Genomic DNA, 6,916 nt, shown 5'->3' with positions numbered 1-6,916 from the left:
GCACGCCAGGGCCTGTCGTCAAACCCCCGCCTGCCGCGCGACGCCCGGCACGCACGCTCTCCGCGTTGTCGGATCGCCCCGATACGACCGGTATCGGGACGACCCTCCGCCTTGAGATCGCACGCACCGGACGCCGCGCGGCCCGCCCTCCGGGCGAACGACGGGGGTTTGACGACAGGCCCTGGCGCCCTACGTTGGGATCATGTTTGCTGCCTACGCCGCGCGCATCGACCGCGACCAGCCGCTCAACGGCCTCGAACTGGGCGAACGTCCCGCCCCCGAGACACGCCCCGGCTGGACGACCGTGAACGTGAAGGCCGCCTCCCTCAACCACCACGACCTGTGGTCGCTGCGCGGTGTGGGACTCGGCGAGGAGGCGCTGCCGATGATCCTCGGCTGCGACGCCGCGGGAGTGGACGCGGACGGCAACGACGTCGTCGTCCACTCCGTCATCGGGCAGAGCGGGCACGGCGTCGGCCCGAAGGAGCCCCGCTCCATCCTCACCGAGCGCTACCAGGGCACCTTCGCCGAACAGGTCACCGTCCCCGCCTGGAACGTCCTGCCCAAACCCGCCGAACTCTCCTTCGAGGAGGCCGCCTGCCTGCCCACCGCCTGGCTCACCGCGTACCGGATGCTGTTCACCAACGCCGGGGTACGGCCCGGTGACAGCGTGCTGGTGCAGGGCGCGGGCGGCGGGGTGGCGACCGCCGCCATCGTGCTGGGCGCCGCCGCCGGGTTGCGGGTCTTCGCCACCAGCCGGGACGAGGCCAAGCGCCGCCGCGCCGAACAGCTCGGCGCCGAGGCGGCGTTCGGCAGCGGCGAGCGGCTGCCGCACCGGGTGGACGCGGTGATCGAGACGGTCGGCGCCGCCACCTGGTCGCACTCGGTCCGCTCGCTGCGCCCCGGCGGCACCCTCGTCATCTCCGGCGCCACCAGCGGCTTCAACCCGGAGCACACCGAACTCAACCGGATCTTCTTCCTGGAGCTGAAGGTCGTCGGCTCCACGATGGGCAGCAAGGAGGAACTCTCCTCCCTGCTCGCCTTCTGCGCCGCCAAGGGCGTACGCCCCGTCATCGACTCCACCCTGCCGCTGGACCGGGCCCGCGAGGGCTTCGCCAAGATGGCGGAGGGCGACCTGTTCGGCAAGATCGTGCTGACCGTGTGAGCTGCCGCGGGGGACGGGGCTCCCTGTCCCCCGCGCGGCCCGTTATGCCGTCGGCCCTTCGCGCAGCAGGGTGCCGATGCGGGCGGCGGCCGCCGCCAGATCGCCGCGGGCCCGGTCGTACTGCTCCGGGGTGACCCCGTGGTCGCGGGCGGCGTCGCGCAGCTCGTCGCGGAAGCGGTCCAGCAGCCGGTCGAAGGCGCGCGCCGGGTCCTCGCCCGCGGGCTCGCGCGCCCAGGCCGGCTCCCGGGGTGCCTCCGTACCGGCGTCGGGCCCGTCCGCGTGGTCCCGTACGGTGCCGGAGGCGGACGCCGTGAAACGGCCGACCTCGCGGGAGACCTCGGCGAGGACCTCGCGCACCGCGCCCGACCAGTCGCCGGACATCACCCCCGCCTGGGCCTGCTCCTGGACCTGCCGGATGACCCGCTGCATCTCCTCGCGGGCGAAGTCCTGGGCGTCCCGGGCCTGCTTGCGGGCCCGCTGGGCCTCCTGGCGGGCGCGCCGGCTCTCCTCCTTCGCCCGCCGCGCCTGCTCCTTCCACCCCTCCTTGGCGCGCCGGAACTCCTCCTTCGCCTGCCGCCACGCCTCCTTGTCCCCGGACGGGACCTCGGCACGCTCCCCGTCCGGCGCGGCCCCGCGGCCCGCCGCGCCCGCCGGGCGGGCACCGGTGGCGGACCGTTCGCGGGCCTGCCGGGCGGCGGCCCGCATCTCCTGGCGCAGATCGCGCGCCGAACCGCTGACGTCCTCGCGGATGTCGGACGCCAGCGACGCGACGGACTCGCGGATCTCCAGCTCCAGTTCCGCCAGTTCCCCGCCGCGGTCGGCGAGTTCGGCGCGGCCGGCCTCGCTGAGCGCGTAGACCTTGCGGCCGCGTTCGGTGGTGTGGGTGACCAGGCCCTCGGCCTCCAGCTTGGCCAACCGCGGGTAGACCGTGCCGGCGGACGGGGCGTAGAGGCCCTGGAAGCGTTCCTCCAGCAGCCGGATGATCTCGTAGCCGTGGCGGGGTGCCTCGTCGAGCAGCTTGAGGAGGTAGAGACGGAGGCGGCCGTGGGCGAAGACGGGGGGCATGCTCAGAGCACCTTCCTCTGCGGGGGCGGGCCGGCGTGCCGCCCGCCGTCGTCGTCCGCGGCCGGTTCGAAGGCGGGCCGCCGCAGCAGGGCGACACCGCCGGTGACGGTGGTGACCTTGAGGCTGCCGTTGCCCGCGCCGAGGGCGCCGGCCAGCCGCTTGGTGCCCCACTGGCCGCTGACCCGCAGCGAGTCGAAGGCGTTGGAGACCGTGCCGCTGGTGGTGTTGGCGTCCACCGTCGCGTCCGCCGGGTCGGGCAGCCGGATGGCGACCTCGCCCGAGACGGTGGTCAGGGCGATGTCGGTCCCGGTGTCCGCCGGGTCGAGGTCGAGGAGCATGTCACCGCTGACGGACTCCGCGCGCACCGACGCCCCGGCGCCGTCGATGACGGTCAGATCGCCCGAGACGGACTGGAAGCGCAGCGCGCCGGTGACGGCCTGGGCCTCGACCTTGCCCGAGACGGTGTGCGCGCGCACCGGCCCGGTCAGGCCGACCAGGGTGCTGTCGCCGGTGACGCCGTTGAGGTCCGTACGGCCGGAGATCCCGGAGACGACGGCGCTCGCGCCGACCACCTCGACCGTGACACGGGTGGCCGACGGCACTCTGACCGACACCACCGCGCTGGCGCGGCGCCGGGTGCGGTCGAGGATCTGGAGGAAGCCCTTCCAGGGGAAGTCCTGGTAGCCGATGGTCAGTGTGCCGTCGTGACAGGAGACGGTCAGCGGCGCGCCGTGCAGCTCGTCGATCTCGACGCGGGGGGTGCTGTCGTCCGTGGTGCCGACGACGTTGACGGCGCCGCCGATGATCTGGACGTCGACCCTGTCGAAGGGCTCGTCGATCTCCAGCGTGCGGGGGGCGGTCACCTCGACGGTACGGGGTGATCGCGCGGTGCGGGCGGGCATTCCTGGCCTCCCCTGGGCGAACGGACAACGCAACATATCGTGTCTTCGTTAGACACGATATATCGCGGTCGGGGGAAGTCAAGCGGGCGGCCCGCCCGCCCCCTCCTACTCGTCGTCCTCGTCGTCCAGCCGCGCCAGCCAGGTCGCCAGCCGCTCCACCGGCACCTCGAAGTCCGGGTTCAGATCGACGAACGTCCGCAGCTGGTCGGCCACCCAACCCAGGGTGACCTCCTCCTCGCCGCGCCGGTTCTCCAGTTCCTCGATGCCGCGGTCAGTGAAATACACGTGCTCTCCACCAGGGGTCTCGGTACAAGTGCCGCCAGGATAGGCAGCCCCTCACGGACACGGCGAAGGGCCCGCCCCCGCGACTGCGGGGACGGGCCCGGACGACCGTGCGGCCGCTTACGCGTCGAACGCCTCGGCGACCAGCTGGGCCTGCTCCGCCTGGTGACGCTTGGCGGAACCGACCGCCGGCGACGAGGAGTGCGACCGCGAGATGCGGCGCAGACGCTCGCCGTGCGGGACGTCCGCACCGACCGCCAGGTCCAGGTGGTCGATGAGGTTCAGGCCGAGGAACGGCCAGGCACCCTGGTTCGCCGGCTCCTCCTGCACCCACAGGAACTTGCCCGCGTTCGGGAACTTGGCGATCTCCGCCTGGAGCTCCTTGCCCGGCAGCGGGTACAGCCGCTCGATACGGACGATCGCGACATCGTCGGCACCGCGCTTGGCCCGCTCGGCCTCCAGGTCGTAGTAGACCTTGCCGGAGCAGAACAGCACCTTGCGGACCGCGTCCGGCGCGACCGTGTCGTCGCCGATCACCGGGCGGAAGCCGCCGGTGGTGAACTCCTCCGTCTTCGACGCCGCGGCCTTCAGACGCAGCATCGACTTCGGGGTGAAGACGACCAGCGGCTTGTGGTGCGGGTTGTGGACCTGCCAGCGCAGCAGGTGGAAGTAGTTCGACGGCAGCGTCGGCATGGCGACCGTCATGTTGTTCTGCGCGCACAGCTGGAGGAAGCGCTCGATCCGGGCCGAGGAGTGGTCCGGGCCCTGGCCCTCGTAGCCGTGCGGCAGCAGCAGGGTGACGCCGGAGGTCTGGCCCCACTTCTGCTCGGCGGACGAGATGAACTCGTCGACGACGGTCTGCGCGCCGTTGGCGAAGTCACCGAACTGCGCCTCCCACATGACCAGCGCCTCGGGGCGGGCCAGCGAGTAGCCGTACTCGAAGCCCATCGCCGCGTACTCGCTCAGCAGCGAGTCGTAGACGTTGAAGCGCGCCTGGTCGTCGGAGAGGTAGAGCAGCGGGGTGTAGTCCTCGCCGGTCGCCCGGTCGATGAGGACCGCGTGACGCTGGCCGAACGTGCCGCGGCGGGAGTCCTGGCCGGCGAGCCGGACCGGGGTGCCCTCCATCAGCAGCGAACCGAGGGCCAGGGTCTCGCCCATGCCCCAGTCGATCGTGCCGTCCTCGACCATCGCCGCGCGGCGCTGGAGCTGCGGCAGCAGACGCGGGTGCACGGTGATGTTGTCGGGGATGTTGACCTGGGACTCGGCGATCCGCTTCACGACCTCCTGGGAGACCGCGGTCTCCACCTGGACCGGGAACTCGGCCTGCGGCTGCGGCACCTCGGGCGACATCGGCGCCGTGGTGGCCTCGCGGACCTCGGAGAAGACCTTCTCCAGCTGGCCCTGGAAGTCCTGGAGCGCCTGCTCGGCCTCCTCCAGCGTGATGTCGCCCCGGCCGATCAGCGACTCGGTGTACAGCTTGCGCACCGAACGCTTCTTGTCGATCAGGTCGTACATCAGCGGCTGGGTGAACGCCGGGTTGTCCGACTCGTTGTGACCGCGGCGCCGGTAGCAGATCAGGTCGATCACGACGTCCTTGTTGAACGCCTGACGGAACTCGAACGCCAGCCGGCCGACGCGGACGACCGCCTCCGGGTCGTCACCGTTCACGTGGAAGATCGGCGCCTCGATCATGCGGGCCACGTCCGTGGCGTACATGGAGGAGCGCGCGGACTCCGGCGGGGCGGTGAAGCCGACCTGGTTGTTGATGACGATGTGCACGGTGCCGCCGGTGCGGTAGCCGCGCAGCTGCGACATGTTCAGCGTCTCGGCCACGACGCCCTGGCCCGCGAAGGCCGCGTCGCCGTGCAGGGCGATCGGCAGGACGGTGAAGTCCGTGCCGCCCTTGCCGATGAGGTCCTGCTTGGCGCGGGCGACGCCCTCCAGGACCGGGTCGACCGCCTCCAGGTGCGAGGGGTTGGCGGTGAGCGAGACCTTGATCTGCTCGCCGTCCAGACCGGTGAAGGTGCCCTCGGCGCCCAGGTGGTACTTCACGTCGCCGGAGCCGTGCATCGACTTCGGGTCGAGATTGCCCTCGAACTCGCGGAAGATCTGCGCGTACGACTTGCCGACGATGTTGGCGAGGACGTTCAGCCGGCCGCGGTGGGCCATGCCGACGACGACCTCGTCCAGCCGCGACTCGGCCGCGGAGTCGATGACCGCGTCCAGCAGCGGGATGACGGACTCGCCGCCCTCCAGCGAGAAGCGCTTCTGGCCGACGTACTTGGTCTGCAGGAACGTCTCGAACGCCTCGGCGGAGTTCAGCCGCCGCAGGATGCGCAGCTGCTCCTCACGCTCCGGGGAGTCGTGGCTGCGCTCGACCCGGTCCTGGATCCACTTGCGCTGCTTGGGGTCCTGGATGTGCATGTACTCGATGCCGGTGGTGCGGCAGTACGAGTCGCGCAGCACGCCCAGGATGTCGCGCAGCTTCATCATGGACTTGCCGGAGAAGCCGCCGACCGCGAACTCGCGCTCCAGGTCCCACAGGGTGAGCCCGTGCTCGATGATGTCGAGGTCGGGGTGCTTGCGCTGGCGGTACTCCAGCGGGTCGGTGTCGGCCATGACGTGGCCGCGCACCCGGTAGGCGTGGATCAGGTCGAAGACCCGGGCCGCCTTGGTGACGTCGTCGTCGTGCGAGACGTCGATGTCCCGCAGCCAGCGCACCGGCTCGTAGGGGATGCGCAGCGACTTGAAGATGTCGTCGAAGAAGTCGTTCTCGCCGAGCAGCAGCTGGTTCATCACGCGCAGGAACTCGCCGGAGGCGGCGCCCTGGATCACGCGGTGGTCGTAGGTGCTGGTCAGCGTCATGATCTTGGAGACGCCGAGCTTGTTCAGGGTGTCCTGGGAGGTGCCCTGGAACTCCGCCGGGTAGTCCATCGCGCCGACGCCGACGATCAGGCCCTGGCCGGGCATCAGCCGCGGCACGGAGTGGACGGTGCCGATGCCGCCGGGGTTCGTCAGCGACGCGGTGACGCCGGTGAAGTCGGCCATCGTCAGCTTGTTGGCGCGGGCCCGGCGGACGATGTCCTCGTACGCCTGCCAGAACTCGAAGAACGAGAGCGTCTCGGCCTTCTTGATGGCGGCGACGACGAGCTGGCGCTCACCGTTCGGCTTGACCAGGTCGATGGCCAGACCGAGGTTGACGTGCTCGGGCTTGACCAGCGTCGGCTTGCCGTCCTTCTCCTGGAAGGAGTAGTTCATCGACGGCATGGCCTTGAGGGCCTGCACCATCGCGTACCCGATGAGGTGCGTGAAGGAGACCTTCCCGCCACGGGCGCGCTTGAGGTGGTTGTTGATGACGATGCGGTTGTCGAACAGCAGCTTCACCGGCACCGCGCGCACGGACGTGGCCGTCGGCAGCTCCAGCGAGGCGTTCATGTTCTTCGCGACCGCGGCCGAGGGGCCACGCAGGGTGACCAGCTCGGGACCGGCCGGCGCCTCGGTG

At 71.1% G+C, this 6,916-nt stretch carries 5 protein-coding genes; 1 reads left to right on the top strand and 4 read right to left on the bottom strand.

Annotation, left to right across the window (positions count from 1 at the left end):
* The first annotated feature begins 202 nt into the window (after positions 1-202).
* Positions 203-1,165, top strand: coding sequence for a zinc-binding dehydrogenase (locus AC51EU_RS24755; RefSeq protein WP_496269274.1), 963 nt, complete (start codon positions 203-205; stop codon positions 1,163-1,165).
* A 42-nt stretch (positions 1,166-1,207) separates the two neighbouring features.
* Here the strand turns inward: AC51EU_RS24755 and AC51EU_RS24750 are convergent, their stop codons facing one another.
* The 4 genes from AC51EU_RS24750 to AC51EU_RS24735 all read right to left on the bottom strand — a co-directional run.
* Positions 1,208-2,230, bottom strand: coding sequence for a PadR family transcriptional regulator (locus tag AC51EU_RS24750; protein WP_496269273.1), 1,023 nt, complete (start codon positions 2,228-2,230; stop codon positions 1,208-1,210).
* A gap of 2 nt (positions 2,231-2,232) precedes the next feature.
* Entirely contained in the window at positions 2,233-3,132 is a 900-nt protein-coding gene (locus tag AC51EU_RS24745) for a DUF4097 family beta strand repeat-containing protein (protein ID WP_496269271.1), read from the bottom strand.
* Positions 3,133-3,237: 105 nt separating this feature from the next.
* Entirely contained in the window at positions 3,238-3,417 is a 180-nt protein-coding gene (locus AC51EU_RS24740; RefSeq protein ID WP_030811338.1) for a DUF6104 family protein, read from the bottom strand.
* Positions 3,418-3,534: 117 nt separating this feature from the next.
* The coding region (locus tag AC51EU_RS24735) for a multifunctional oxoglutarate decarboxylase/oxoglutarate dehydrogenase thiamine pyrophosphate-binding subunit/dihydrolipoyllysine-residue succinyltransferase subunit (protein ID WP_496269270.1) at positions 3,535-6,916 on the bottom strand (3,382 nt) is incomplete at its 5' end.

The sequence above is a fragment of the Candidatus Streptomyces philanthi genome, assembly GCF_059553635.1.
The sequence above is the reverse complement of the archived record's forward strand: the minus strand, read 5'-3'. Positions and strand labels throughout refer to the sequence as shown.

Bases quoted from the DNA above. Each gene is read 5' to 3' on its own strand.
- AC51EU_RS24745 (WP_496269271.1), bottom strand. From the start codon at position 3,132: ATGCCCGCCCGCACCGCGCGATCACCCCGTACCGTCGAGGTGACCGCC.
- AC51EU_RS24755 (WP_496269274.1), top strand. From the start codon at position 203: ATGTTTGCTGCCTACGCCGCGCGCATCGACCGCGACCAGCCGCTCAAC.
- AC51EU_RS24750 (WP_496269273.1), bottom strand. From the start codon at position 2,230: ATGCCCCCCGTCTTCGCCCACGGCCGCCTCCGTCTCTACCTCCTCAAG.